Below are 26,916 nucleotides of genomic sequence, written 5' to 3'. Positions count from 1 at the left end.
AGACGGTCGTTGTGCGAACACGAACCGTCTCTTTTTTTGAAAAAAAACGCGAAAAGTTTGTGAATTTTCGTAACGGTTTTCATGGCTTATCTTGACCCGATGAAAACATTTTCACCCTTGCGGTTAGTAGTGCTATTGGCTTAACCATGCGGGTTTTAGCTGTTTCATTTGCTTGTGAAACATGCTAAACTGCAACTACTAATTTAAACGAGGTGAGGACAATGGTATTCGATTGGCGTTACGCTTTTCATTCTTTCTGGTTTCTCTTAACGTACATGATTTTATTGAGCACATCGGTCTTTTTGGATCTAGGCCAAGGGATGGCGTTAGGAACGATTGGCGCGTTGATGGTCGTGGACGGGTTGTTCACTCACAATTACCCTTACTTTAACCGGGTCGATCGCGAGGGAATTGCCATTGTCGCCAGCATTTGTGCGTTTGCCGTTTTGACGTTAGCCGCGGGTGGGGTCAGCACCGCTTGGAGCAGTCTGGTCTGGGACCTGTTGGCCTTTGCGTTAGCGGCCTTAGGTGGCACCATCGACGGTTGCTTAGCGCGGCCGACCCAGCTTGACCCGGGCGATACACGCCGGGCATTGATTGCTGAAGGTCGTTTGGTGAAGAATTCCTAATTTGAGATCAAAAGAGCCTGTGCGGCTGCTGAATGGCGACCGTACAGGCTTTTTCCTACGTTTAGTCAAAGAGCAGATTGTGACAATCCCCCGCCTTACCGGTTGGCCCTGAAGAGGCTGGAACGCGGTGGGCACAACTTGAAGCCAAAGAGCGGTCTTCAAGTTTGGCCGTTGGGGTAAGCCAGCTCAAAACGCTGACTAACCCCAACGACACCACTGAGCCTCTTCAGGGCCAACCTCACGGCTAAATTGAGCGTATCAAAAACAGTGTTTCCTGACGTCCGAAATTGGAAATATCACCGAGTGGGACTCTTAAACTAGAACGCTAAGGCGTAAATCTTACCAGACCTCGAGTCCGTGGTAGTAGGCATCAGCATACTTGCGTCATGGCTACAAACGGATGGCAGTCTTATTCATGCCAACCACTACGGCCCGTTGGCAACTCATGTTTCGCCATGGTTGCAGAACTGTAAGCCGAGAGGACGGCCAGACAAGGCTCAGCCGTGAAATTTTCCTTGGTGAGCGTTTTTCAGCTCGCCTAGGAAAAGGCCCAGCTTCGAGACCGTTCTGTGGCTCGAAGTGGTGCCCACGGCGTTCCAGCCTTGTCTGGCCGTCCGGTAAGGCGAATGACCGTCACAACAGTAATTGGTTTATATGGCAGACTTGAAGCCCAACAGTCCCTGTTCGATTTTTAGTATCCAATATGCCATGATAATTCGAAAAAGCTCTGTAAAATTGTTTTACAGAGCTAATCTTAGTGTGTTTGTGTTTTTAAGGCTGGCGGCTAACTGGTCACCAACATCCAGTCGTAGGACAGAAGCTGGTGGAACCGTTCGCCGATGGGGACCCATAACTGGGCCTTAGCAATGTTAGTGATGGCTTCCCAGAACAGGGGGTCTTGGCGTTCTTGGTCGCTTAGGTTTAGGTTGACGTACTTCCCGGCCTCCGTTTTCGCAATCACGTAGGGGTAGAAGACCTTAGTGATTTGGGCGGGCGTAATGGTATGGATATTGGGGTTTTGATCAATCAGCATCGCGAACGCTTCCTTTCAAAAGATTATGGGATCAGTATACCCAAGAAAGGTTGCAATCGTCTTGGCAGTTGGTTAAGGATCCTCTGAGATTTTCTTAGGATCGGGCGCGGGGGTCAACCTGACGGTAAAAATCGACCCCTGGGGCTGGTTGTCTTGAACGGTAATCTGGCCCTGATTCAACTGGACCAGTTGGGAGACGATGGCTAATCCTAGCCCACTCCCTTCGACCTTCTGGGAGCGCGAGGCATCGACCCGGTAGAAGCGTTCGAAGATGTGGGTGCGGTCCTCCGCGGGAATTCCGGAGCCCTGGTCGGCCACGCTTAACGTGACGGCTTGGTCGTCCTGCGCTACGCGGACACTAATGGGACTGGTGGCCGGCGAGTACTTGTGGGCGTTGTCCAATAGGGCGGTCAGAATCTGGTGGAGCATGTCGGTGTCCCCGTTGACCATGATCGGCGTGGCGGGCGCCTCGAGGCTAAGGGGTTGTTGGACCAGGGGCTGGTAATGGGCCACGACGTTGCGGGCCAGGGTCGCCAAGTCTAAGGGCTGCAGGGTGACCGCTGCTCGGTCCGCTCGCGACAGGTGGAGGAGGTTCTCAATCAGGTGTTGCATCCGCAGGGACTCCTGGTCGATGAATCCTAGTGATTCGGGGATGACTTCGGGGTGTTGCTCGCCCCGGCGTTCAATTAATTTGAGATTGCCCCGAATCGTGGCGATGGGCGTCCGGAGCTCATGGGAAGCGTCCGAGATGAACTGCCGCTCGCGTTGCAGGCGATTATTCTGTGCCGCGAGCAACTGGTTGAAGTCCTGTGCCAGTTGATTGATTTCGACGGGTTCTAGGGGCTGGGGCAGCTTGGGTTGGGTCACGGACGGTGTGGCTGCGGCTGCTTGGGCAGCCTGGGCCAGCTCGATGGTGGGGCGGCTGATACGGTTCGCCAGTCGCCGGACGAAGAACAGCCCCAACAGCAGACTGAGCCCGATGGCGATGATCAGCATAGCGATTAGGACGTGCAGGTTGCCCAGCAAGACGTGCATCCCGATATAGAGTAGGTAGGTCTGGCCGCCCACCTTAAGCGTTTCGGAGAAGAACAGACCCTGGCCCTTCATATAGATCAGGTGGGTCAGGGGGACCGACCAGGCGTTGTCAGCATCGATCTTGCGGGCCCCCGGGAGGAAGGACGTGGTGGTGCCGTCGCTATTCTTGATCAGGATAAAGGTGTTGTGGGAGTTCAACCCGCTCCCCCGGTTGACGGTCAGCCAGTCCTGAAAATTACTGACTTGGGTGGTCTGTAAAGTGGCGCTGAGACGCGCGGCCTGGTCTTGGGCACGGACCAGTTGGTCGATGGTCAGCGTGATTGAGACGGTCAAAATGATGATCAGGCCAATCATCAGGAGCAGGCTGGTGAAGGAGCGGCGAATGATATCGGCGTAAGAACGGGGTGTTGTGGAAGCTTTCATGGTTCATCACCAACTTTCAGACTGTACCCGACGCCGCGAACCGTGTGAAAGAGTTGCGGCAGGTCGGCTAAGTCGACTTTATTACGCAGGTAACCGATGTAGACGTCGACCACGTTCTGCTGGCCCAGAAAGTCGACGCCCCAGACGTTGTCGAGTAACTCGTCACGGGTGAAGACCTGACCGGGATGGCGCATCAAGAATAGGAGCAGGTCGTATTCTCGCTGGGTCAGTTGGATGTGGGTGGTGCCGCGGGTGACCTGACGGGTCTTGGTGACCAGGGACAGGTCGCCCACGTGGTAGGTCTGATCCAGGCCGCTTTGGTGGGCCGCTCGGCGTTGAATCACCCGGATGCGGGCTAGGAGTTCTTCGATCTCGAAGGGCTTAGTGATGTAGTCGTCAGCCCCGTTGTCGAGGCCGGTGACTTTGTCGCCCAGGTAGTCACGGGCGGTCATCATGATCACGGGCAGGTCGTCGTGCTTGCGAATTCGGCGGAGGACTGCCATTCCGTCGACTTTGGGCAACATCCAGTCCAGGAGGATCAAGAGTAGCTCGTCGCGGTGTTCTTGGTACAGGTTCCAGGCTTTCTCGCCGTCGTCGGCGGTGATCACGGTAAAGTCTTCAAAGGTCAATTCTTTGGCCACGTAGCTTGCGAGGCCTTCTTCATCTTCAACTAAAAGAATGGTATTTTGCATGATTGGAAACTCCTTTATTGGGCATCAGAGAATGGAAACGATTCGGGAGACGCAGGTCCCCTAATAATGAGGAATCTGATTAATTACTGGTATGGTAGCATATTCAGCTAAACGAAAAGTAAGAAATTCATATTTTAAGCTTAAGAACCCCTCAAGATTTCGGCGACACGCACATGGTATAACTAATACATCGAAAGCGAACAGCTAAACGTTATCCATTGAGGAGTGGTTAAAAATGACAAAATTCAGTAAACGTGTTAAAACACTTGTTTTAGGTCTCATGACGGTTTCAACGGTGATGGCGACTTCCGCCGGGGCTTCGGCGGCTACTAAGACTACGGCGCACATCGAACCCGTCCAAGCCACGGTCACGTTGGATCAACGGCCCGTTGCCCAGGTCGAATTCAACCGGATCCACTTGCGGCGCACCAGCACCAAGCAGATCGCCCAGCAGGTTCAGACCACGGTCGATGCCAGTGCCCTGAACTTGGACCAACAACACCGACAACAATTCTCGAAATAGCGACGTTCCTCCAAACGTCTCGGCTGGCCGTTGCAGCGGCCGGCAAACCATGATTAGCAGAATAGAAGCCCACCCCCTGGGTCAATAAAACCCCGTCAACGGTCACACCGTCGGCGGGGTTTTGTGGGTGATGCTTCAGGGATTACTGTAAAGTGGCGACCTGACTTAGGGCTTGGTCGATAGGGGTGTCACCGTTGACCAGGGTGATGATCTGGTGCGGCAAGGGCTGAGCCACGACCGCAGCCACGGTTGCGGCCACGTCGGCACGGGTGATGGACCGGTTGTCGCTCTTAGTTGGGTTCAATGCCAGCTTACCCGTCGGGGCGTCGTTAGTCAGAATACCGGGCCGAACGATGGTGTAGGCCAGGTCCGTCCGGTGTTGGAGCCATTGGTCGGCGTAGTACTTGGCCACGTAGTAGGGGCGAATGCTGGATTTTGCCCAGGATTCGCGGTTGCCGGTCCCCATGGCGCTGACCATGATGAAGCGTTTGATACCGGCTTTTTCGGTCGCAATCATAGACTTGACGGCACCATCTAAGTCGATGTTGAGGGTCATATCGTCGCCGGTGCTGCCACCGGAACCGGCGGAAAAGACCACCGTGTCAATGCCCTGCATGGCGGGGACCATGGCATCGGCCGTGCCCATCAGGTCGAACATCCGGGCTTGGCCGCCCTGTTTATCGATACTAGCGGCTTGTTCGGCGTTCCGAATCCCACCAAAGACCGTTTCTCCGTTGGCTGCGAGGTCGTGGACAATGTGCTGGCCCACTTGACCATGGGCACCAATAACCAGTGTTGTCATGAAAAAGTACCTCCTTGAATTGTTGACTTAACTAATGCTTACCTTAAATGATTTTCCATTAGTTGTCAGCTGAAACGACTTCGGGGCGACGGGAAATCAGGAAGATTCTTTGTGAAGGAGATTGCGAACCCTTTTGAATGGTTTTTCAAGTGATAAGCCGTATAATAAGGTTAACGACCTCAGGTAATAGTGCTATCCAGCGTTCCGATTGGGGGGACGGTGAACATACGCCGGATTGTAACCGGTTTAATCACAGTGGCAAATGGATAAACTATTAATGGGGAGAACTTTAATAGTAAAGGGAGTCGTGATTATGGCAACGATTTTAGTATTAGGCGGCGGTTATGCGGGGATGCGGGCCGTAAAGTTTTTGCAACGGGAAGTTCCCAGTGAGCATGAGATTATCTTAGTGGATAAGTCGGGGACCCATACCGAAAAGACCAACCTCCACGAAGTGGCAGCGGGGACCATCGCACCAGAAAAAATCACCTATGAAATCAACGACATTATTGGCAGCCGGGTCAACTTCATTCGTGATACCGTCACGAATGTGGACGTTGATCAGAAGCAGGTCACCCTGGCGGACCATGAACCCATCACCTACGACTACTTGGTTCTGGCGTTAGGCTTTCAGTCGGAGACGTTTGGACTGAAGGGAGCTGAGGAGAACGCCCTGCCGATGGATGACCTGGCGACCTCCGAAGCTGTATACCAACATATTGAAAAGACCATCAAGGGCTACAGCCAGACGCAGGACCCCAACGACTTGACCATCGCGGTCTGCGGGGCTGGGTTCACCGGAATCGAATTGCTGGGTGAGTTGACCCAATCCCTGCCGAAGTTACAGACCAAGTACAATACGCCAGCGATTAAGCTGGTCTGCTTGGAACGGATGACCAGTATTCTCCCCATGTTTGACAAGTCCTTAGGCGACTACGCGATGCAGTTCTTAGCAAAGCATAACGTTGAGATGAAGCTGGGATCCAGTATCACGGAGATCACGCCGAATTCCGTGATGTACACGGACGGTAACGACCAGGAACACGAAGTGAAGGCCAACACCATTGTCTGGACCGTGGGGGTCAGCGGGTCGCACGTGATTGCGGACTCCGGCTTCGAACAACGGCGGAACCGGGTCGTGGTCAACGATGACCTGACTTTGAAGGACCACCCCGAGGTCTACATTATCGGGGATGTGTCCGCGGTGATGGATCCAGAGAGCAACCGGCCGTATCCAACGACGGCGCAGATTGCGTTGGCAGCGGGGACTCAAGCAGCGAAGAACATTGGGTTACAACTCCGTGGCCGGGCCACGCAGAAGTTCGTCTACAAGTCTAGCGGGACCGTAGCCTCACTGAGTGACCGCGACGGAATCGGTGAGATTGGGAGCGGTAACCGGAAAGTGAAGGGGTACGTGGCTTCAGCCCTGAAGAAGATCATTACGGACCGGTCGCTGTTTGAAAGCGCCCACTTGAGCACTGTCTTTGCCAAGGGGCGGTTCGATCTGTATCATTAAAAAAATTTCATAAAAGTGGGTGGGCTTAGTAGCCTACCCGCTTTTGTCATGCTAGAATGGAAAAAACGAGGAAAATTTATCTCAAGCTTGATTAGTGGTCGTTGAGGAGCGACTATTTGATAAATTTCGAGCAAATGGGTGAATAGACCCGCACGACTCGGGAAGTTTGGATAAATTTCTTCCGAAAAATCCGGACTCAATGGGGAATTGTGCCCAAAAGTGGCGTACAATTAAATGATAGGTATGCTATAATTAGGCCTGTTTAATGGCGGTAGTGGACGCTATTTACAGACATCACCACTTGAATTTTGGTGGATGATTCGACCTAGGAATCATTTAAAAAACTAATAAGCACGAGGGTTTAGATTAGTCAATGTGAGTCGTTTAAGCCGTAAACTGTAAGGACGGGACGTCACATTGCCCTAAATGGGTGTGGATGATTGGAGGTAGCACGATGGCAGCATCAGAGACTAAGGAACGAATTGCGGAATCCTTGGCATCGTTGTTGGACCACAATACGTTTGATAAGGTCACGGTTCGCGAGATTGCGGATGAAGCAGAAGTCCACCGGAAGACGTTCTATTACTATTTTGCGGATAAGTATGAGCTTTTAGCGTTTGTTTATCAGAAGTTCATCGTAGAGGCACCGCGACGGGAGAAACCGGTGACGATTACCCTAGAGAATTGGCGTCCGGAAACCATCCAGTTATTAGAACGGATTGCGGATCATTCGAAAATCTTTTTAAACGCTTATCCTTATGATGATGGCGTTTGGCGACAATCGACCAACGAGTTTGTGGCGGCGCGCTTATCCATTCTTTTACATGCCATGCCCGAGTATCGATACTTAAAGGAAGATGTGATTGATACGTCAGCGGAATTTGTCGCTGCCGGGGCCATGGGCATCATTAATAAATGGGCTAATGATGGCTTTAAAGCCACGCCCCGGACGGTCTTGGACCAGATTACGACGGCTAACCGGTTGTTTAATGGGATTTTGGATCGTTGGAAGTTAAGTTAGAGTTTGAGGAAGACACCTGTTGTTGAGCAGGTGTCTTTTTGCGTCCTGTCAGAAAAATTTTAAGCAGGGAACGCGTAATCGCAACCGGTTGCACGTAATTTGACCTATACCAATCTATCCTTGATATCATTGCCTTTCGCGGAGATAATATGTAAAATCGCTTTCATTTTGGAGATTTCACTAATCCTGTTTGAGAAGTTGGTCACAAGAAAACTGCTGGTATTATGGGGTTTTAAAGTGTATGATTTAAAAATGTAAAGGGATACATTGTGAAATTTAAAAGTGCATGAGGAGGATTTGTGTTATGGCCTATCAAACCATTAATCCATATACCAATGAGGTCGTGAAGACCTATGATGAAGCAACACCGGAATACATCGAAAGCAGCTTAGCCCAAGCGCAAAAACTTTATAAACAGTGGCGTAATGATCCAATAGCCACCCGGATTCCGGTACTCCGGAAACTGGCTCAAATCTTTCGGGACGAAACGGATTCGTTAGCTAAGGTCCTAACGGTCGACATGGGAAAACTGTACAGTGAAGCGCAAGGAGAAGTTCAACTGTGTGCGATGATCGCCGATTACTACGCGGACAACGCTGAGGAGTTCTTGGCACCACGCAAGATCGATTCCATTGCCGGTGATGCCCAGTTGGAGAATCATCCCCTGGGGGTTTTGATGGCGGTAGAACCTTGGAACTTCCCGTACTACCAGATGATGCGGATCTTCGCACCCAACTTCGCGGCAGGGGACCCCATCGTTTACAAGCACGCGGCCAATACGCCAGCGTCCGCGTTGGCCTTTGAAGATGCCGTCAAGCGTGCTGGTGCTCCAGCCGGCTCACTGACGAACCTCTTCTTATCTTACGACCAAGTTGAACAAGTTATCGCCGACCCCCGGGTTCAGGGAGTCGCCCTGACCGGTTCTAAACGTGGGGGAACGGCAGTCGCTGCGGCCGCTGGTAAGTACCTCAAGAAGAGTACCATGGAACTAGGTGGTGTCGATGCCTTTATCGTGGCACATGACGCTGACATGGCCCAAGTCAATGAGATTGCACCCCGGGCGCGGCTCTATAACGTGGGTCAGGTCTGCACGTCATCCAAGCGGTTTATCGTTACGGAGAACCACTACGATGAGTTCTTAGCCAACCTGAAGAAGTCCTTCGCGGCCGCTAAGTTAGGTGATCCGATGGACCCCAACACCACGTTGGCCCCTATGAACTCGAAGAAGGCGAAGGAAAAGCTCCAAGAACAAGTAGATGAGGCCGTGCAGAACGGGGCCACTTTGGCCTTTGTCCACGACCCGGTCGATAGTGACGGCCAGTTCTTCCTGCCAACCATCTTGACCGACATTGCGAAGGACAACCCGGCTTACGGGCAAGAAATGTTTGGTCCGGTCGCCCAGGTCTACAAGGTCAAGGACGACGATGAAGCCATTGCGTTGGCGAATGATACCGACTTAGGATTAGGTGGTATCGTCTTCGCCGGGAGTGCCGAGTACGGTGCGGAATTAGCGTCGCGGATGGAGACGGGGCAGGTTTACGTCAACACCTTCTTCAGCTCCTTGCCAGAACTAGAATTTGGCGGTGTGAAGCAGTCCGGTTATGGCCGTGAACTGGGTCAAAACGGGATCATGAGCTTCGTCAATCAGGAGTTAGTGGTTAAGCGTGATGCCCCGGCTGACAACCTAGCAGGTGGATTGGTCACAGCAGCGCATTTCAATTAGTGTGATTCCCCCGATGGTGCGGTGAGACGGACGATTGGGGTCGGCTCGGAGATTTTCGGTTATCTCCGGGCCTTTTTGGTATCTGAAAAACGGGATGACTAGGGTCCGTCTTAAACTGACTGGTGATGGTCATTCATCTTACCGGACGGCTCACAGACGTACTAACCTGATAGTTGGCCGTTCCGGAGGCTCTTTCGGTTTTGAATCAGGATTAATCGACCAATTAATTTCCAGACAGTCTCTATTTTTTCGATAAAATAATATTCAAAATGGATTTAATGTGATAACCTGAACAAGTAATCATTGAGAAAGGGTGAATCGTATGTCAGATCGTTTAGCAGGAAAAGTTGCGATTATTACGGGAGGCGTCGCCGGGATTGGTTTAGGTATCGCGGAGTGCTATGTGCGCGAAGGGGCCAAGGTGGTCTTGACGGCCAACCATAACGTGGACGGCGGGAAGGCCGCGGTTGCCAAGTTTGGGGACGACGTGAGTCTGTTCGTCCAACAAGATGTCTCGCAAGAGGCCGATTGGCAGAAAGTCATCGACGCGACGATTGCGAAGTTCGGTAAGCTGGACATCTTAGTCAACAACGCCGGCATCGGCCCCATGATGCCCGTGATTGAAGACGTCTCCTTAGCCGACTGGCAAAAGGTCATCGACGTGAACCTGACGGCCAACTTCTTAGGTGAGAAGGCAGCCATCAACGCCATGAAACAGACCAACGATGCGCAGGGGTCAATCATCAACGTCTCCTCAGTAGCCGGGTTAGTGGGCTTACCCACGGCGCCCGCTTACTCCGCCAGCAAGGGGGGCACGCGCCTGTTGACGCACGCCACGGCCCTAAACCTGGCTCAACGGAAGATTAATATTCGGGTCAACTCCGTCCACCCCGGCTGGATCGACACGTCAATCGTGCCAGCCGCTGCTAAGGAACAACTGATCAAGACCATCCCCGTAGGCCACATGGGCCAACCTAAGGACATCGGCGAAGTCTGCGTCTACTTAGGCAGCGATGAATCCAGCTTTGCCAACGGTGCTGAGTTCACGGTCGATGGTGGGCAACGCGCCTAATTTTCCCGTAGTCCGTCCAGCGTAGTCGCTGGTTCCGCTTAGTTGTGCAATAAAACTAATTATAAATTCTATTAAACTCAGCAATTCGTTAATAGTGTGGTTGCAACCGATTGCGCCACATGGTAAGATGGCCCTCGTATTCACATGCTCAGTCCTGCAACGATAAGATCGTTGTACGCGCGAACGGGGTCTAACCAACCCATAAACGATGTTCGCCATCAATTGCCTAACCTTTCGGCTCCCACTAAATTACATCACGACGAGTTTGCAGTCACTGAGTTTCATTGAGATTAGCAAAAGCCCCCACCGGATTTTCGGCGGGGGCTTTTAAATTTAGCGGTTAGGCCAAGCCTAACGTGTTTAGAATCAGATAAACGTTCAAGATAATCAAAATCACCGCAATGATCCAAGACAGGACCTTGATCCAAGTCTTGTTCACGAACTCACCCATCAGCTTAGAATTACTGGTGAAGATGACTAGGGGAATCATCGCGAACGGTAACGCGACACTCAAGAAGACTTGCGAGAACGTCAGGAGCGATTCAATCTTAGCTTCGTTGTCGTGGTAGTACAACGCGAAGATGACCACTGGCGTTACGGAGATCAACCGGGTCAGTAACCGTTGTGCCCACAGAGGCATCTTCAGGTTAATGAACCCTTCCATGATGATCTGACCAGCCAAGGTCCCCGTAATGGTCGAGCTTTGTCCGGAAGCCAACAGGGCTAACGCGAACAACATACTCAAGATGGGACTGGCGATGGCGCCGACAATCTGGCTGTTGCTTAAGGCGTTGTACAGATCGACGAACCGGCCTAAGTCACTGTCTGTACCGAAGAAGAGGGCAGCCCCTAAGATCAAGAGGAGACTGTTGACGATAAAGGCGATGGTCAGCTGAATGTTGGAATCAATCGTGGTGAACTTGATGGCTTGCGCCACACTCTTCCGGTTCTTCCGGTCGAAGTTCCGCGTCTGGGAGATGGAAGACCCCAGGTACAGGTCATGGGGCATCACGGTCGCCCCCACGATTCCTAAGGACAGGTACAGCATCCCTTGGTTCGTGACCACGAGGCTAGATGGTAAGTAACCCTTGACCACTTCGCTCATCTGAGGCTGGGAGAGAATCACTTCGTAGAGGAAGACGAAGAGGATCACGGCGACTAACGTGGCCACGATGGCTTCGATCTTCCGGAAGCCTAATTTCATCAGTACCAGCAGTAACAGCACATCGGCAGCGGTGATTAAGATCCCGACCAGTAGGGGGAATCCGAATAAGAGCTTTAACGCGATCCCGGAACCGATGATTTCGGCGACGTCGGTGGCCACGATGGCTAGTTCGGTGATGATCCAGAGGACGAACCCGGTGAATTTACCCGTTCGCTCTCGAGTTAACTGGGCCAAGTCCTTGCCCGTCACGATTCCTAGTCGGGCGGACATGGCTTGGAGGAGCATCGCAATCAAACTAGACATCAGGACCACCGTCAGTAACGTGTACTTGTATTGGGCCCCACCGGCAATGGAGGTAATCCAGTTCCCGGGGTCCATATACCCGACGGCAATCAGGGCGCCAGGGCCGGTGTAAGCGGCGAGGGTGCGCCAGAATCCCGCGTTTTGGGGGACATCGACACTGCCGTTGACCTCGTCTAGACTCTTCTGGCCCGCGTCTGTCGATTTGAGCATGTGGTGCTTGGTCGTTGCATCGGTTTCATGTTTCTTCATATAAAACCCCTCTTTTCTATCTGTCTAGAAATTCAGGTAGTCGCATGACTTCTGCCTTTCCAAATCCTATCCCACCGCGCACCAGTCGGGGGCAACGCGATAATGGTGCCCCTTAACTGTGCCTGATGGCATAATATTTCAACCGTAAGTATAGGCTAAATCCCTACAAAGTCAACCGTTTACGGGATTAGCGAATCCCCGAATCCCAGGGGACTATCTGGATGGTGGCCACTGGGCAACCCATTGGTGACGATTTCACGCAAGGGCTGGACGGTCCAAGAAAAAATTTTGCCGCTCAATTGTTTTCACTATCATTAGTAAAGGCGAGCATAGTGATTCAATCAACTAGTATCAAAAACTAGATGATTGCGGTATAATGGCAAGTACCAGCGAGAAGTGGAAACTCCTAGAAATGAGGAACCAATATGCAAACTGAAAAAATTGCGATTTTAGTCGATTCTTGTTCGGACGTCCCAGCTTCTGTCCTCCAAGCGGCTGACATGGCACTCTTACCCGTCAACGTGATCTTTCGTGACCGGGTCTATGAAGACCGCGTGACCATTACACCGGCGGAATTCTACCGGCGGCAGGCGACCGAACAGGCCACTACGGCCAGTCCAACCGGGAAAACGGTGCTCGAGGCCTTCGAGCGCATCCAGGAGTCCGGCTACACCCACGTGTTGGGGGTCTGCATCTCGGATAAACTCTCGGGAACCTTTCAAGAAGTTAAGTTATTAAGTGAAGACTCACCCTTAAAAGTTCATATGGTGAATACTAAGAATATCGGGATTGGGAGCGGCTTTTCGGCCATCTACGCGGCCCAGTTGCGGGACCAAGGATTAGCGTTCGATGACCTGGTTGCGGAAGTCGAGCGGGTCGTGCGCCAGACCAAAGTCTTCTTCTATATTCCTAACCTGAAATACCTGGTGGCGGGCGGTCGAGTCGGCCGGGTCGCGGGGATGGCGGGAACGCTACTGAACGTTAAGCCGATCATCTCGTGTGATCCCGATGGCGTCTTTGCGCCAGTCGCTAAGGCGCGGGGTGAGAAACGGGCCTTGGCCAAGCTGATCAGCCTGGTGGGGGAAACGATTGGTGACCACCAGCAGGTCAGCGTCTCCGTAGTCGACGGGGCCAACCCCGAGTTACGCGAGACCATCTTGGCCCAGTTACAGGCGGCTTACCCGCAGGTCAGTGACTGGGGCAGTGGCGACATCTCACCGGCCTTGGGGGTCCACACGGGTCCCGGATTAGTGGGCGTGGGGATTCAGGTGCGCGATTAGGCTTGTGAAATTGCAGGCGGACCCCCATAACTTTCAGACCACACCAAAAGGCCACGATGGCAACGAGGCTATCATGGCTTGAGGGGGGTACGAGCAGAAGTTTAAGACTTTGGGGGAGTGCTAAGTTCTGCTCGCGTGAAGAATCATAAGAATTTGTTTCGGGTCAACAAGCGCTCCTTGTTGACCTGACTGTAGTTTAACCCAGGTGGGGTTGCGGCGCAATCAATTGGTTTAATAAATATATTAATAATAAACCAAAACCATTTGACAGCTGGTTGCTGAAACGTTTATCCTTGAATGGACTAGCCATTAGGCCGGGATGACTCACAAATTGTGGCAATCATCGCGGATTTGGCCCCACTGACTTTGTGAAAAGTCGGTGGCTCACGACCTAAATGCGGGGGGTCACAGAAGGGATTTCTGCGACGCTCCGAGGATAAAACGGCTTCAGGAGGATCGGAAGTTCATGGACTTAAGTTTAGTAGAATTAGCAATGATTTCGGGAGCGACCAGTGTGGTTGGTCGGCTACGGACCCGCCGTAAGCTGGCTAAGTGGCAACGTCAACGGCCACGGGTGACCCCGCAGATTCCTACGCTCTTTGTCCACGGACTACGTGGCAGTTCTAAGACCATGGCGGCCATGCTGAAAGCTGCCGTCCACGTGGGCCATTGTCGGCCGTTGACCATTCATGTGACCCACGCGGGCAAGCTGAAAATCAGCGGCAAGTGGGATGACCAAGCCGAACACCCGTTGATTCAGGTGACGTTTGGCAATAACCAAGCCCGGTTAGCGTTTCAGGTACGGTGGCTCCACGAAGTCATGATCTACTTACGCGGCCAGCACGGGGTTCAAGCCTACAATGCGGTGGGCCACTCGGCGGGAAGCGTGGCCTTAGTGGCCTACGCGGAAGCCTTTGGCCAAGACTCCTGGTTACCCCGTTTGAAAAAGCTGGTGACCATTGCCGGTCCCTTTAACGGGGTGATTGGGATGAACGAGAGCCATAACACCAATTTCCTAACGGAGACCGGTCGGCCGAAGATCGTGTATCCCCAAAGCTTCTGGCTTCCCAGTTACGCGGACCTCTACCAACGCCGGGAGGCTTTCCCGAACGACGCGGCGGTCTTGAACATTTACGGCGATCTCGAAGACGGGTCGCATTCAGACCGCTACATCTCGACGGCTTCCGCGCGTTCTTTGCGTTACTTACTAGGAACGATCCCCGCGAGTTTTCGGGAGGTCGGTTTCCGGGGAGCCGGAGCGGAACACAGCCGCCTGCACGACAACCCGCAGGTCCAAGCGCTGGTCTTCGACTTTCTCTTCCAGGAACCGGCGCCGACGATTAACCTAGCTTCAGTTAAAATGAGTTAACAAAAAGCCCTGAACGACATGCGGATCGTTCGGGGCTTTTCTACAGAATTAGGAATCATTATTGAAACACTTGTTTTGGGGGGAGTGCATCTTTTGACGCTGATTCCTAGATTAATCACAGTGCTTAACATTGGCGCATAACACGAACCAACTATCAGTATCATAGCGGGATTGGGGGACACTCGCAAGCAAATTGTGACGGCTGAGGCAAAGTGGTTAAAGGCCACAATAATTAGTCAGTAAAACCGGTTATTGACAAGGATTCGTGATAAACTAAGACCGCGGACTGCGTTAACGACAGAAACTTATGATGGATTAAGTTATAAATTAATTTGACGATAAACCGCCTAAAAACCGCGTCCTAATAGGAAACGGCTGTGACGGTCTTGAATTTAATTGTAAGTGTGCAACTTGCACATGTTCCCGTCATTTTAACGAAAGTGTGAGAAAATGACCCTGAATCGGCACTTTTCCGATAGTAAGTCGTTTATCTTTCGCTAACTTTCAAGTAGACTAAGCCTAGAATCGTTTTTCGATGTAGGAGGGTAAACATGAAAGTCATCATTGTTGGTAGTACACACGCTGGTACGAATGCGGCGTTACAAATTTTGCGTGATCACCCAGAAACTGAGGTTACCATTTATGAGCGGCACACGAACGTTTCTTTCTTATCTTGTGGGATTTCCTTGTACCTGGACGGACAAGTTAAACACCTAGAAGACATGTTTTACTCTTCACCAGAGCAATTGACCAGTTTGGGGGCCACGATCAAGACGCGCTGCAACGTGTTGAAGATTGATGCTGAGGCGAAGACACTGGAAGCCGTTAATATGGATACTGGGGATCTGATTAATGACACCTATGATAAGTTGATTATGGCGACGGGGTCGACCGTGACTGTCCCACCGATCTTCGGTATCGATGAAGACAAGGTCCTGCTATGCAAGAACTACGACCAAGCTAAGGCCATCTACGAAACGGCGAAGACCAATAAGCGGATCGCCATCATCGGGGCCGGCTACGTGGGGACGGAATTAGCGGAAAGCTATGCCCGGACGGATCACGATGTGCAGTTGTTCCAGTCACGAGACATCATCTTGAACCATTATGTCGATAAGAACTTCTCCGAACGCATCGTGAATACGCTCGAAGACAAGGGCGTTAAAGTCTATCTGGATCGTCGGGTCACCGCCTTTACCGGTAACGATAACGATGAGTTGGTCATCGAGACCACTGACGGCGACTTCACGGCGGACTTGGCCATCGTCTGCACCGGCTTCGTACCGAACACGGAACTGCTCCGGGGCCAAGTTGAAATGGATAAGCACGGGGCCATCATCATTAATCAATACGTGCAATCATCTAACCCAGACATTTATGCCTGTGGTGACGCGTGCGTGGTCAACTTCAACCCAACTGGCAAGCCAGTCTACACGCCATTAGCGACGAACGCGGTCCGGCAAGGAATGCTGGCGGGGATGAACGTCTTCGGTAACATCCAACAGTACATGGGGACCCAGGCGACCTCAGCCATGAACATCTTCGGCTACACCCTGGCCTCTACGGGACTGACGCTACAACACGCCAAGAAGTCCGGCTTTGAAGACGCCGATATGGTCACCTTCGAGGGCACTTGGCGGCCGGAGTACATGCCGACCACGGATAAGTTGTCGATCAACTTGGTCTACGATACCAAGACCCGTCTGATCTTAGGGGCCCAACTCTTCAGTAAGCATGAAGTGGCTCAGTCGGCGAACGCCTTATCCATTGCCATCCAAAACCGGAACACCATCGATGATTTAGCCTTTGTTGATATGCTGTTCCAGCCGAACTTCGACGACCCGTTCAACTACTTGAACTTAGTCGCTCAGATGGCGGTCGAAAAGGAAGTCAAGCGCAACAACAACCATCCGCGGTTAACGGCGGGGATGTACGTGGCGCCTGGTGAGCAGAAATAAATTAACTAAAAATTGAAGGAAAACGCCGTTCAGGAACCCGCTGAGCGGCGTTTTTGAGTTGAAAACAAGTTGTCAGGGTAGCCAAAACATACCCCAAGGGGTATAATGAACGCATTCAGTTTTTACAGGAGGGATTTCGGCATGCAAGCGATTATGACGAAAGATTTTGAACACGTAGGTGACGATGCGGCTTTGACGGTCGTTGATTTTTGGGCAGCGTGGTGTGGGCCTTGCAAGATGCAGACGCCGGTTCTCGAGGACCTCGACCAAGACTATGCTGGCCAGGTCAAGTTTGCGTCCCTAGACGTGGACCAGAACCAGGAATTGGCCCAGTCACTGGGAATCATGAGCATTCCATCGCTGGTGATCTTTAAGAACGGCAAGCCCACGGAAAAGGTCGTGGGTTTTCACCCCAAGGCTGCGTTGAAGAAGTACTTGGATAGTAAGTTGGCGGAGGCGACAGCAGAATGACCACCACGCAGACCCAGTTAAAAAATCGGTTACGGCGCACGGACGGTCAGTTGCACGGCATCATGAAGATGGTGGAAGACGGCCGGGAGTGTCAGGACATCCTGACTCAGCTTTCTGCAGTACGTTCCAGCGTGGAGCGGATCATGGGGGTCGTAGTCGCGGCCAACGTCCAGCAGTGTGTGGACGACGTGCAGCTTTCTAAAGACCAGCAGTCGGAATTACAGTCGGCTTTGGAATTGGTGATTAAGAACCATTAGCATCATCAGCGCTGGCGGGTCTCCTGCTAGGACGCTGGTTAGCAGATCGTGAAATAGCCTAAGACGAGCTCTGTAAAACTATTTTGGTTTTGCAGAGCTTTTTTGGATAACCGTGGCCTATTTGGCGCTGAAAATTGGACAGAGACTGTTGGACTTCAGGTCTGTCATATAAAACAATGATCATTCGCCTTACCGGACAGCCAGACCAGGCTGGAACGCCGTGGGCACCACTTCGAGCCACAAAGCGGTCTCGAAGCTGGGCCTTTTCCTAGGCGAGCTAAGGAACACTCACCAAGGAAAATTTCACGGCTGAGCCTGGTCTGGCCGTCCTCTCGGCTTACAGTTGTGTAACCATGGCGAAACATGATTTGCCAACGGGCCGTAGTGGTTGGTATGAATACGGTCGTCACCTGTTTGTAGCCATGGCGCGGGGATGATGATGCCTACCGCGGACTCGAGGTCCAATCAGGTTTATACCTTATTGTTTGAGTTTAAGAGTCTCACGTGGCTACTTCTAAGTTCAATTACCAGAAGACTTGTTTTGGAGATGTTCAATTTAGCCGTGAGGTTGGGCCTGAAGAGGCTCAGTGGTGTCGTTTGGGTTAGTCAGCGCTTTTTAGCTGGCTTACCCAAAGGCCGAGCTTGAAGACCGCTCTTTGGCTTCAAGTCGTGCCCACCACGTTCCAGCCTTTTCAGGGCCAACCGGTAAGGCGAGTGATTTACCACCATTTGCCCTTAACTAAACGTAAGAGTAAGGTCTGGGACCAAAACTCAGACCTCTTTTTTGCACGCGAATGACTCGTCCATCCCCGGTCATACGCAAAATTGATGGTAATTTGACCTAAAGTTCCTTATCATGGAAGCAAAGTCAGAAAAGTAAGGGGTATGATAAGTGTGGCAGAACACCCAACCTACAGCGCGGCCAACGCGGCGTTGCGTGCACAATTAACAACTGAAAATCAAGCCTACTGGGACCAACTGGTGGCCGCTTTGCGTCAAGACCCGCGGTTCACCGATGAGGAGACGTTCCAGGAATACCTGGGCGTCCTCTTACCGGGATTCTTAGCCGCACAGCGGGCGAATAAGTCCGCGGGCGACTACTGGCACGGGGACCCGTTGGCTGCGGCTCAGCGCCTAATGAAGCGCCAAAAAGGCCACCCCTGGTGGTGGAGTACGGACCTGTTCTTCCCGTTGGGGCTATTCTTCGTGGGCCTAGTTTTACCCACAGTGATCTTACCGGCCGTGCCGCTCCAACTGCTAAAGATCGGCGTTCAGCTGGTCTTACTGGTGGTGGCCGTGATCTTGGGCCTTTGGTTGACCCCCCGGTTCGCCACGCGAGGCCAACTCGTGAGTTGGGGGCTGATTGCCGTTGGGCTATTGGTGATTTGGAACCTAGTGGGCCGAGCATTGCCGGCGGTGGGCTTGGTCTACGTGACCCGTAAAGGCGGGAGTCTGGCCCTGCTGGCGGTAGCGGTTATTCTGACGGCCCTGATTCTCTGGGACCAGCGGCGCCACCCGAATTCGTGGTTACCGGCGCTGGTGGCCGACCTCTGGATCATGACGGTTCTGGCCCTGATTGCCCGGATCAATCCCTGGTCCAGTCTGATGGTGACCTCGACGGGTAACTTGCTGATTGGGCTGGGCACCTTAGTCGGGGACATCAGTATCCTGGTCAGCGGGTGGCACATCTGGCGGCAACGCCAGGCCGCTTCATTAGTGAAGAAGTAACCTGAGGTTAAAATGAGGTTTCCCATTTCCGGGAAACCTCATTTTTATTAGCCTAGGTGTCATTCCCCAGTGGGGTCTAACGCGTCGGTCTGAAACTGGACGTTAACGGGGAGCCCGAGGGCCTTCCGCAGGTCTTTGGAGACCTGGTTAATCGTGGTTTGAGGGGCAACCTGGTAGTCGATACCGTTGATGACTGCCGGCTTTCCCTGCAGGGTTGCGGATTGGACGTGACGACTGGTATGGCCATACTTAGTACGCAGCCATAGGAGGTCTTGGAACGTAAGGTTGGTCTGCATGTTATTTTTCAAAGAGCCTAAGACCCGTTGGTAGTGGGCCACCGAGGACAGTCCCGCTTCCTTTAAGACCAGTTGCTTAATGATCTGGCGTTGGCGAATTTGCCGGCCATAGTCGCCCAAGGGGTCGTCGTCGCGCATCCGCGAGTAGGCCAGCGCGCTGGCCCCGTTAAGGTGGATCTTCTGGTTCTTCTTGACGTTAGCTTGTTCGTAATGGAACGTCAACGGTGGGACTACGTCGACCCCACCCACGGCGTTGATCATCTTTTCCAGGCCACCCATGTTGATTAGAACATAGTAGTGGATGGGGATGTTGACCAGGTGTTCCACGGTCTTAATGGCCGTTTCCGGTCCGTATAGTGGCAGGGCCGCGTTGATCTTTTCGTCGTCTTGTTGGCTCCCGTAGACGTCGACCAGCGTGTCCCGGGGGATACTGGTCAACTTAGCCGTCTGGCGTTTTGGATTGATGGTCGCGATGATCATGGTATCGGTCCGGCCAACGCTATGCCGACCTAGCGCACCGGTGTCCGTCCCCATTAACAGGACGGCAAAGGGCTTGCCGCTGGTTAGCGCGAGGTCGTTGGGCTTGGTCGGTAGGGCGTGATAGGTTTTAGAAAACGTGGTTTTGGCTTGGTGCAAGGCGTACCAGCCGTACAGGCCGCCACCGATTAAAAGGCACGCCAGTAGTGTAAGAATGATGCGCTTAAGCTTCCCCGAATGGCTAAAGTGGCGTTCCCGTGGTGGTAACGGTTCCTGTGGTGCAGTGTTCATGATGGTTCCTCCCCTCTCGTGATACAGACCCAGTATAGCCACTCTCGCAACTAATGAGACAGTGATACGCGGTAATTAGGCTAAACTTTGCCCTTTCTTAGAAGCCTTAAGAAAACTGAAAATAATTAGCGGGGCGGCGGGGTTTGGTGTAGAGTAGAGGGGAACAGGATTAAAAAATGGAAAAGGGAGTTGGCAAAATATGGCAAAAGTTGAAAGCTTTACGTTAGACCATACGGCCGTTAAGGCACCGTACGTTCGGTTGATTACCCGGGAGACGGGTAAGAAGGGTGATGTGATCTCAAACTTTGATTTGCGGTTAGTTCAACCTAACACCAACGCAATTCCAACGGCCGGATTACATACGATTGAACACTTGTTAGCCGGCTACTTGCGGGACGAGATGAGTGGTGTGATTGACTGCTCACCATTCGGTTGCCGGACCGGCTTCCACTTGATCACTTGGGGCGAACAATCCACTGAAGAAGTGGCCAAGGCCCTCAAGGCGTCCTTACACCGGATCGCTTACGATACGGAATGGAAGGACGTTCAAGGCACGGACAAGTACAGTTGTGGGAACTACCGGGACCACAGCCTGTTCTCCGCTAAGGAATGGTGCAAGGACATCTTAGACAAGGGGATCTCCAAGGATCCCTTTACGCGAGAAGTTATCTAGTCTAACGGGATATGTGAAACCTGGCGGGTCACCAGCGATGGTGCCCGCTTTTTTAGTGGTCAGCGACTAACCGGGGGATGGGACTGACGAGCACAAGTATTTCGCGGTATACTGGAATTGCTGGATTAATTGTAAAGAAGGTGCATTTTAAATGCATTGGCGAAAAATTTGGGGAGCTGTGCTGGCGTTAGGGGCGGGGTTGAGCTTGACCCTGGGTGCACAGGCGATGCCCATCGTCCATCAGCGGGCCAGCGCCCTCGCATCAGGGCGGACGCGACTCTTGAACGATTATCGCGTCAAGATGTGGCACCAGCCCCGGCACTACAAGCACGCGCGACACTTGCATGGACGCAATACGATCCGGGGCACCCAGGGCGTCCGGGTGACCTTTAAGACCGCCTACCTCCTCCCATCGCCGGGTTATCACCACCAGGCTTGGGGCAATCCCCAGAGTATGGCGACGGTCGGCCGGTACATCTACGTGGTCTACTGTCCGACTAATTGGCATAACCGGGGCCGAGTGGTTCGGTTCGACCAGAAGTGGCTGAAGGCCCACCACGTGACGGCCCGGCAGTTGCAAAAGGTTTACACCAAAAAGGCCGCGCACAGTGCGCGGGAAAGGGCGATTCGGTCGGCGATTAAGGTGGGCCCGACCTTCATCACGGGCCACGGTCAGTCGTTGGCGTACAATTGGCACGACCATCACCTATACATGTGGTGCGACCGGGAGTCCAAGCCCCGGGTCCCCACGAACCAGTACGGTTATATTAATCGGATCAGCACCCATACGTTGCGGCCGAACCACCAGATTCGGTTTCGGTTACGGAACCGGCGGATGGCGGTCCCGGGAGGCCACGTGTTGACCTTTGACCGCAGTGGTCGGGCGTACTTTTGGACCCGGCCGTCAGCTAAGCGGGTCAACTTGTACCAAGGAACGATTGGGCGGCATCACGTACGATTTCGGTTGACCCATCAGGTCTTACGGCACGCGCCGGGTTCCCGGGTCCAAAGCATCGCGTATAACCCGCATAATCGGCGGTTATACTTGGTGTCGGATGATTCCATCGCCAGTTTACCAATCCACAGCTTACGCGGTCGCGGGCACTTGAGTGCTAAAAGCGTACGGTGGACGGGCTTCAGTCCCCGCCGGGAGTTCGAAGCGCTGAACTTCATCACCAGCGGTCGCGCCACGCTAATGACCAACCACGACCCCGAAATCTTAAAGAGCACCCACACTAGCTGGTAAACCACAGAGTGCGACCAAAGGCAGCCAGCTCCGCTTAACCGCCTTTGGTCGCACGTTTCAGCATCGTATCGTTATCGTCAAGAATAACAGGAGCCTGGGCATTTTGTCCCAGGCTCCTGTTTACTATGTCAGCGCCTTACCGGGCGGCCAGACAGGGCTGGAACGCCGTGGGCACCACTTCGAGCCACAGAGCGGTCTCGAAGCTGGGCCTTTGACTAGGGCGACTGAGAAACGTCACCCAAGTCAAATTTCACGGCTGAGCCCTGTCTGATCACCCTCACGGCTCACGGTAGTGGATGAATTAGCCATGCACGCCATGACGACTTGTCACGCAACAACGTGAGGTCCCGGTAGCCGATAGGGCCCAGCCGGTGAAATTAGCGTTAGGCCAGTGGTCTGCTGGCCTTAGGCTAAGGCCGAGCTTTAAGACGGGCGGGCTTTGCGCGGCTTAAAGTCGTGCCCACTGGCGTCACGGCCCTGCCAATCGGCTACCGGGACCGGATGACCTCATCCCTGGCCACCCGGTAAGGCGCTGACTTTCTTCCGTGACGTTAGGTCAGTACCCTTATTGGGCCGTTGGGGTCGGAGGGGTGGTTGGGAGTGGGTATACTACAAACAGTGATGAATAGAATCATGTGATGGGGGGAGTTTCAATGACAGATAAGCAATGGCGAGAGCTAGGGGAACTGGCACTGACCGTAGGGATGGTCACCGGTATCGGGGCATTACCAGGCTATGCGATGCCGGTCGTTCACCAAGCATCCGGCGCGTTGGTCGCAACGGCGTTGAAGCAGAACCGGGACCTAAACGACGACCAGGTCCACTTTACGACGGTGCCGGCCCAGTATGCGGCCGCGGAGAATCCGCACGGTATCAATACGATTGCCTCGAATCGCGGACAGGCCGTTACTTTTCAGACGCTCTACCAGTTACCGCTGCCGGGGCCTCGGGGCGAAGCTTGGGGTGACCCACAAAGCATGGTCACGGTCGGGCAATACCTCTACATCGTCTACTGTCCCACGACTTGGCAGAACCGTGGACGCATCGTGCGGTTCGACCGCCAGCGCTTGGCCCAGTTAAACGTCACGCCGCGTCAGCTCCAGCGGGTCTACACCGCCAAGGCCGCGCGCAGTGCGCGGGAAAAGGCGATTCGGTCGGCCATTAAGATCGGACCGGCCTTTACCACGGGGCACGGCCAATCCCTGGCTTATAATTGGCAAGATGGTCAGTTCTACATGTGGTGTGACCGGGAATCGGCGCCCCGGGTTCCCATCAACCAGGAGGGCGTGTTACAGCGCATCAGTCCCCAGACCCTGCGGCCGGTCAAGCAGATTCACTTCCGGTTGCGCGCGGGACACTTTGCGGTTCCGGGGGGCCACGTGTTGACCTTTGACCGTCAGGGCCACGCTTACTTCTGGACCCGCCCATCGGCATCGCGGGTCTACATCTACCAAGGCACCATCGGCCAGGACGCGGTTCACTTCCGGTTGACCCGGCAGGTCTTGACGCACGGGCCGGGCACTCGGGTTCAGAGTATGGCTTATAACCCGCAAAACGACCGCTTGTACCTGGTTTCCGATGATTCGATTGCCAGTCTGCCAGTCGCGGGGCTGGCCGGTAACGGGCATCTGACGCCAGCGGATGTCCGGTGGACCGGGTTCGCCTCTAAGCGAGAATTCGAAGCCTTAAACTTCACGGCAGACGGGCGGGCCTACCTGATGAGTAACCACGATCCGGAGATCTTGCAGAGTACCAGTACGACCTGGTAGGGTCAGTGTTTGGGGTGGCTGTGGCGCCAGCGTTGGTTGAGCGTGACGAAGACCAGCGCCACCACCAGGAAGATACCGGCCAGTATTAAAAGCAGGTTACTTTGGGCCGCCCAGATGTTTAGGGCGACCAGCAAGCTGCAGAGGGCAAAGAAAAAGAGGGCGCCCACCGTCAGCCATTTATATAGTTGGTTATCCAAGAAAAGTCACCTCATTTCAGGCTAGGGTTCAACCTCTAGTTTACGCGAATTGACTCGTCAAAAAAACACCGTTGATCAAATGACCAACGGTGTTTTGCGTATCAGGTGAAAATGGGGAACGATTACAGGGTAATCGTCGTCGTGGTGCCGTCCAGAGCAGCCTTAGTCGTTTGGCCGTCTTCGTGAACGTAGATCGTGGCGTTGCCGGTTAAGCCGTCCGTCGTGACCTTCAAGGTGTTCCCGGAACGGTCAACCGTGACGTGGCCCGCATCGACACCCTTTTGGTTAACCACGGCAACCGTCGTGGAACCTTCTTGCATGTCGAACAGGTGGATGTCCAGATCCTTCGTGAAGTCGTAGTCCGCGTGAACGGCCTTAGGATTCCGCAACAGGATCGTGTTTTGACGAGCCAAGACTGGCAGACTTAATTCGTCGTAAGCCTTGGTCAACCACTTACCACCTTCAGGAACGTCGTAGAATTCGTTGTCGTCGATGATGCTGGTCCACTTGCCGGCTGGCAGGTAGAAGTGCACGTTGCCTTCAGCGTTGAAGACAGGGGCGACTAAGAGTTGACTCCCGAACATGTATTGGTTAGCGATGGTGTGGGTGTTGTAGTCGTCCTTAAAGTTGAACCACATTGGCCGCATCAGCGGGTTCCCGTAAGCAGCGTCGTGAGCCGCTTGGGTGTAGAGGTATGGCATCAAGGATAGCTTCAAGTTAACGAACTTCCGCGTGTTTTCGACGGCTTCGTCATCGAAGTTCCATGGAACCCGGTAAACATCGCTCCCGTGGTAACGACTGTGGGAGGATAACAGACCGAATTGCGTCCAACGCTTGTACAGGTCTGGCGTAGGAGTACCTGGGCCATCTTCGAACCCACCAATGTCGTGGCTCCAGAAGCCAAAGCCGGAACTCAAGAAGGACAGACCACCATGTAAGGTGTCGGACATCGACTTGAAGTTAGACAGGCAGTCACCACCCCAGTGAACAGGGAACTTCTGAGAACCAACCGTTGCGGAACGAGCGAAGAGTACCGCTTCATCCTTGCCCTTTTCTTGGGCTAAGATGTCAAAGACGGCTTGGTTGTATTGGAACGTGTAGTAGTTATGTTCACGTTTTGGATCAGAGCCGTCGAAGAAGACAGCGTCGTCAACGGGGATCCGTTCACCGAAGTCGGTCTTGAAGCAATCGACACCCATGTCGAGTAAGGCCTTTAACTTGCTCTGGTACCACTTAACGGCGTCAGGGTTGGTAAAGTCAACGAAGGCGTTACCAGCTTGCCAGAGGTCCCATTGCCAGATGTTGCCATCTTCACGCTTGATGAAGTAGCCGTTCTTCTTGCCTTCCTCGAATATTGGGCCTTGTTGGGCGATGTAAGGGTTCAACCAGACACAGACCTTGATGCCCTTGTCATGGATCTTCTTGATCAGGCCAACTGGGTCTGGGAATTCGTCGCGGTCCCATTGCATGTTGGACCATTCGAAGCCCTTTTGCCAGAAGCAGTCAAAGTGGAAGACGTCTAGCGGAATGTGCCGTTCTTGCATCCCGTTGATGAACTTCATGACCGTTTCTTCACTGTAGTCGGTCGTGAAGGAAGTGGATAACCACAGACCGAAGGACCAAGCTGGTGGTAATTGGATGCCACCGGTCAGTTGGGTGTACTTGTGGAGAATTTCTTGAGGCGTTGGGCCGTAGATCACGTAGTACTGCAGGGATTGACCCGCAACACTGAATTGAACCCGGTCAACGTTTTCGGAAGCGATTTCATAATCAACCGTTTCAGGTTGGTCGACAAAGACCCCGTAACCTTCGTTACTGATGTAGAACGGAATGTTCTTGTAAGATTGTTCGGAACCCGTCCCACCGTCTTGGTTGGTGGTCCGAACTTCTTGGCCGTTCTTGACGAAGTTACCGAAGCGTTCCCCTAAACCATAGATCTTTTCGTCAACGCCGATGGATAATTGTTCACGCATGTAGTGAACGCCGGTGTCGTGGTTTAAGATTTCGCCTTGGGCTTTGAACTTAGAAGAGGTCACTTCGCGGCCGTCTGCCGTGAAGGACATGTCGAATTCGTCGCGGAGTGGGAAGTTAACGGATAACTTGCCACTGGTTAAGGAAGCGTGCTTGTCGGTGATGTCGATGTTGACGTCAGGGTCAAGATTATTCAACTTGTACGATGGACCGTGAGTGTCTTGGTCGAAGTGGGTCAGCTTAACGCCAATCACATCTTCAACGGGGGAGGTCAACTTAATGGTCGTCATCCCTAAGTTTAATTCGTCTCCCCGGGTCTTAATACGCTTGTATGGCGCAAAGACGGTCATTTCTTTGCCGTTTTGTTTTGCAGAGAATGCTTCAGCTGGAGAGTTAACGTCGTATTCGTCGCGAGTCAGCCAATAACCATTCGTAAACTTCAAAATAGCCACTTCCTCTTTCAGATTTAATCGTTTTTAAGTTGAGTTGAGTTTAATGACGCCGTCACAGCAACATTAAATGTAATCACCAAGCAATCGATTAAAGTTGGTTGGTTGTTTACACCAACATATTATCACGGATTGAAAACGCATACAACCATGAAATCGAAATTTAACGAAAAAGATTAGGCCGGTACAGCGGTCCTGAAAGGCCCCATAGCGGCGCAGCTTTTATAATAAAATTTATAAGGCGTTTGCTTTCCGTGAAAACCAGAAGTTCGTATAATGGGAATAACGAAAAGCGTGG

23 protein-coding genes are annotated in these 26,916 nt (G+C 52.9%); 15 read left to right on the top strand and 8 right to left on the bottom strand.

Translation table 11 applies throughout. The features are described 5' to 3' along the window. Positions 1 to 221 precede the first annotated feature (221 nt). Entirely contained in the window at positions 222 to 629 is a 408-nt protein-coding gene (locus tag RIN67_RS11530; protein ID WP_056944274.1) for a hypothetical protein, read from the top strand. A 784-nt stretch (positions 630 to 1,413) separates the two neighbouring features. On the opposite strand, the gene RIN67_RS11525 is transcribed toward RIN67_RS11530, so the two are convergent. The 3 genes from RIN67_RS11525 to RIN67_RS11515 form a co-directional block, all read right to left on the bottom strand. Next, the gene (locus RIN67_RS11525; RefSeq protein ID WP_024747457.1) at positions 1,414 to 1,662 is read right to left on the bottom strand and encodes a hypothetical protein; all 249 of its coding nucleotides are present in this window, start codon (positions 1,660 to 1,662) and stop codon (positions 1,414 to 1,416) included. Between the two features lie 72 nt (positions 1,663 to 1,734). After that, on the bottom strand, positions 1,735 to 3,120 hold the full coding sequence (locus RIN67_RS11520) for a sensor histidine kinase (protein ID WP_265000273.1): 1,386 nt from the start codon (positions 3,118 to 3,120) through the stop codon (positions 1,735 to 1,737). Further along, a complete protein-coding gene (locus RIN67_RS11515; protein WP_056944276.1) occupies positions 3,117 to 3,812 on the bottom strand; it encodes a response regulator transcription factor in 696 nt (231 codons plus the stop codon). The genes RIN67_RS11520 and RIN67_RS11515 overlap by 4 nt, the downstream gene beginning before the upstream one ends. A 235-nt stretch (positions 3,813 to 4,047) precedes the next feature. Between RIN67_RS11515 and RIN67_RS11510 the strand changes: the two genes are divergently transcribed. Beyond that, positions 4,048 to 4,335, top strand: a complete 288-nt coding sequence (locus RIN67_RS11510) for a hypothetical protein (protein ID WP_265000272.1) — start codon at positions 4,048 to 4,050, stop codon at positions 4,333 to 4,335. Positions 4,336 to 4,477: 142 nt separating this feature from the next. Here RIN67_RS11510 and RIN67_RS11505 read toward each other — a convergent pair whose 3' ends face one another. Beyond that, positions 4,478 to 5,137, bottom strand: coding sequence for an SDR family oxidoreductase (locus RIN67_RS11505; protein ID WP_265000271.1), 660 nt, complete (start codon positions 5,135 to 5,137; stop codon positions 4,478 to 4,480). A 313-nt stretch (positions 5,138 to 5,450) separates the two neighbouring features. On the opposite strand from RIN67_RS11505, the gene RIN67_RS11500 reads away from it, so the two are divergent. The 4 genes from RIN67_RS11500 (at position 5,451) to RIN67_RS11485 (ending at position 10,469) form a co-directional block, all read left to right on the top strand. Then, on the top strand, positions 5,451 to 6,653 hold the full coding sequence (locus RIN67_RS11500; protein ID WP_107739656.1) for an NAD(P)/FAD-dependent oxidoreductase: 1,203 nt from the start codon (positions 5,451 to 5,453) through the stop codon (positions 6,651 to 6,653). Positions 6,654 to 7,107: 454 nt separating this feature from the next. Beyond that, positions 7,108 to 7,674 carry a TetR/AcrR family transcriptional regulator gene (locus RIN67_RS11495; RefSeq protein ID WP_265000270.1) on the top strand — a complete coding sequence of 189 codons (567 nt, stop codon included), beginning with the start codon at positions 7,108 to 7,110 and terminating at the stop codon, positions 7,672 to 7,674. A 304-nt stretch (positions 7,675 to 7,978) separates the two neighbouring features. Next, the gene (locus RIN67_RS11490) at positions 7,979 to 9,397 is read left to right on the top strand and encodes an NAD-dependent succinate-semialdehyde dehydrogenase (RefSeq protein WP_265000269.1); all 1,419 of its coding nucleotides are present in this window, start codon (positions 7,979 to 7,981) and stop codon (positions 9,395 to 9,397) included. Positions 9,398 to 9,719: 322 nt separating this feature from the next. Beyond that, positions 9,720 to 10,469, top strand: a complete 750-nt coding sequence (locus RIN67_RS11485; RefSeq protein WP_024747465.1) for a glucose 1-dehydrogenase — start codon at positions 9,720 to 9,722, stop codon at positions 10,467 to 10,469. Positions 10,470 to 10,809: 340 nt separating this feature from the next. On the opposite strand, the gene RIN67_RS11480 is transcribed toward RIN67_RS11485, so the two are convergent. After that, complete coding sequence (locus tag RIN67_RS11480) at positions 10,810 to 12,186, bottom strand: Nramp family divalent metal transporter (protein WP_265000268.1); 1,377 nt, start codon at positions 12,184 to 12,186, stop codon at positions 10,810 to 10,812. A 425-nt stretch (positions 12,187 to 12,611) separates the two neighbouring features. Between RIN67_RS11480 and RIN67_RS11475 the strand changes: the two genes are divergently transcribed. From RIN67_RS11475 to RIN67_RS11450, 6 genes are all read left to right on the top strand, one after another. Beyond that, a complete protein-coding gene (locus RIN67_RS11475; RefSeq protein WP_265000267.1) occupies positions 12,612 to 13,466 on the top strand; it encodes a DegV family protein in 855 nt (284 codons plus the stop codon). Between the two features lie 466 nt (positions 13,467 to 13,932). Continuing rightward, the gene (locus tag RIN67_RS11470) at positions 13,933 to 14,835 is read left to right on the top strand and encodes an alpha/beta hydrolase (protein ID WP_265000266.1); all 903 of its coding nucleotides are present in this window, start codon (positions 13,933 to 13,935) and stop codon (positions 14,833 to 14,835) included. A gap of 551 nt (positions 14,836 to 15,386) precedes the next feature. Continuing rightward, positions 15,387 to 16,793: an FAD-dependent oxidoreductase gene (locus RIN67_RS11465; RefSeq protein WP_265000265.1), complete on the top strand. Its 1,407-nt coding sequence runs from the start codon at positions 15,387 to 15,389 to the stop codon at positions 16,791 to 16,793. Between the two features lie 141 nt (positions 16,794 to 16,934). Then, positions 16,935 to 17,264: a thioredoxin gene (trxA, locus tag RIN67_RS11460; RefSeq protein WP_024747470.1), complete on the top strand. Its 330-nt coding sequence runs from the start codon at positions 16,935 to 16,937 to the stop codon at positions 17,262 to 17,264. Further along, positions 17,261 to 17,521 (top strand): metal-sensitive transcriptional regulator, encoded by a 261-nt coding sequence (locus RIN67_RS11455; RefSeq protein WP_265000264.1) that lies wholly within the window; start codon positions 17,261 to 17,263, stop codon positions 17,519 to 17,521. Before trxA ends, RIN67_RS11455 begins: the two co-directional genes overlap by 4 nt. Positions 17,522 to 18,415: 894 nt before the next feature. Next, a complete protein-coding gene (locus tag RIN67_RS11450; protein WP_265000263.1) occupies positions 18,416 to 19,249 on the top strand; it encodes a hypothetical protein in 834 nt (277 codons plus the stop codon). A gap of 59 nt (positions 19,250 to 19,308) precedes the next feature. On the opposite strand, the gene RIN67_RS11445 is transcribed toward RIN67_RS11450, so the two are convergent. Continuing rightward, entirely contained in the window at positions 19,309 to 20,313 is a 1,005-nt protein-coding gene (locus RIN67_RS11445) for an LCP family glycopolymer transferase (RefSeq protein WP_313825855.1), read from the bottom strand. Positions 20,314 to 20,512: 199 nt separating this feature from the next. Here RIN67_RS11445 and RIN67_RS11440 point away from each other — a divergent pair, with 199 nt between their 5' ends. The 3 genes from RIN67_RS11440 to RIN67_RS11430 all read left to right on the top strand — a co-directional run bounded on the left by RIN67_RS11440 (position 20,513) and on the right by RIN67_RS11430 (position 24,001). Then, positions 20,513 to 20,986, top strand: coding sequence for an S-ribosylhomocysteine lyase (locus RIN67_RS11440; RefSeq protein ID WP_024747475.1), 474 nt, complete (start codon positions 20,513 to 20,515; stop codon positions 20,984 to 20,986). A gap of 151 nt (positions 20,987 to 21,137) precedes the next feature. Beyond that, the gene (locus RIN67_RS11435; protein WP_265000064.1) at positions 21,138 to 22,232 is read left to right on the top strand and encodes a hypothetical protein; all 1,095 of its coding nucleotides are present in this window, start codon (positions 21,138 to 21,140) and stop codon (positions 22,230 to 22,232) included. Positions 22,233 to 22,885: 653 nt separating this feature from the next. Next, positions 22,886 to 24,001 (top strand): hypothetical protein, encoded by a 1,116-nt coding sequence (locus RIN67_RS11430; protein ID WP_313825856.1) that lies wholly within the window; start codon positions 22,886 to 22,888, stop codon positions 23,999 to 24,001. 2 nt (positions 24,002 to 24,003) lie between these two features. Here the strand turns inward: RIN67_RS11430 and RIN67_RS11425 are convergent, their stop codons facing one another. Together RIN67_RS11425 and yicI are read right to left on the bottom strand one after the other, a co-directional pair. Continuing rightward, positions 24,004 to 24,198, bottom strand: a complete 195-nt coding sequence (locus tag RIN67_RS11425) for a hypothetical protein (RefSeq protein ID WP_024747478.1) — start codon at positions 24,196 to 24,198, stop codon at positions 24,004 to 24,006. Between the two features lie 122 nt (positions 24,199 to 24,320). Beyond that, positions 24,321 to 26,612: an alpha-xylosidase gene (gene yicI, locus RIN67_RS11420; protein ID WP_265000062.1), complete on the bottom strand. Its 2,292-nt coding sequence runs from the start codon at positions 26,610 to 26,612 to the stop codon at positions 24,321 to 24,323. Positions 26,613 to 26,916: the final 304 nt, after the last annotated feature.

The sequence above is a fragment of the Levilactobacillus namurensis genome, assembly GCF_032197885.1.
GTDB lineage: Bacteria > Bacillota > Bacilli > Lactobacillales > Lactobacillaceae > Levilactobacillus > Levilactobacillus namurensis_A.
This window is presented reverse-complemented; position numbering and strand designations above follow the sequence as displayed.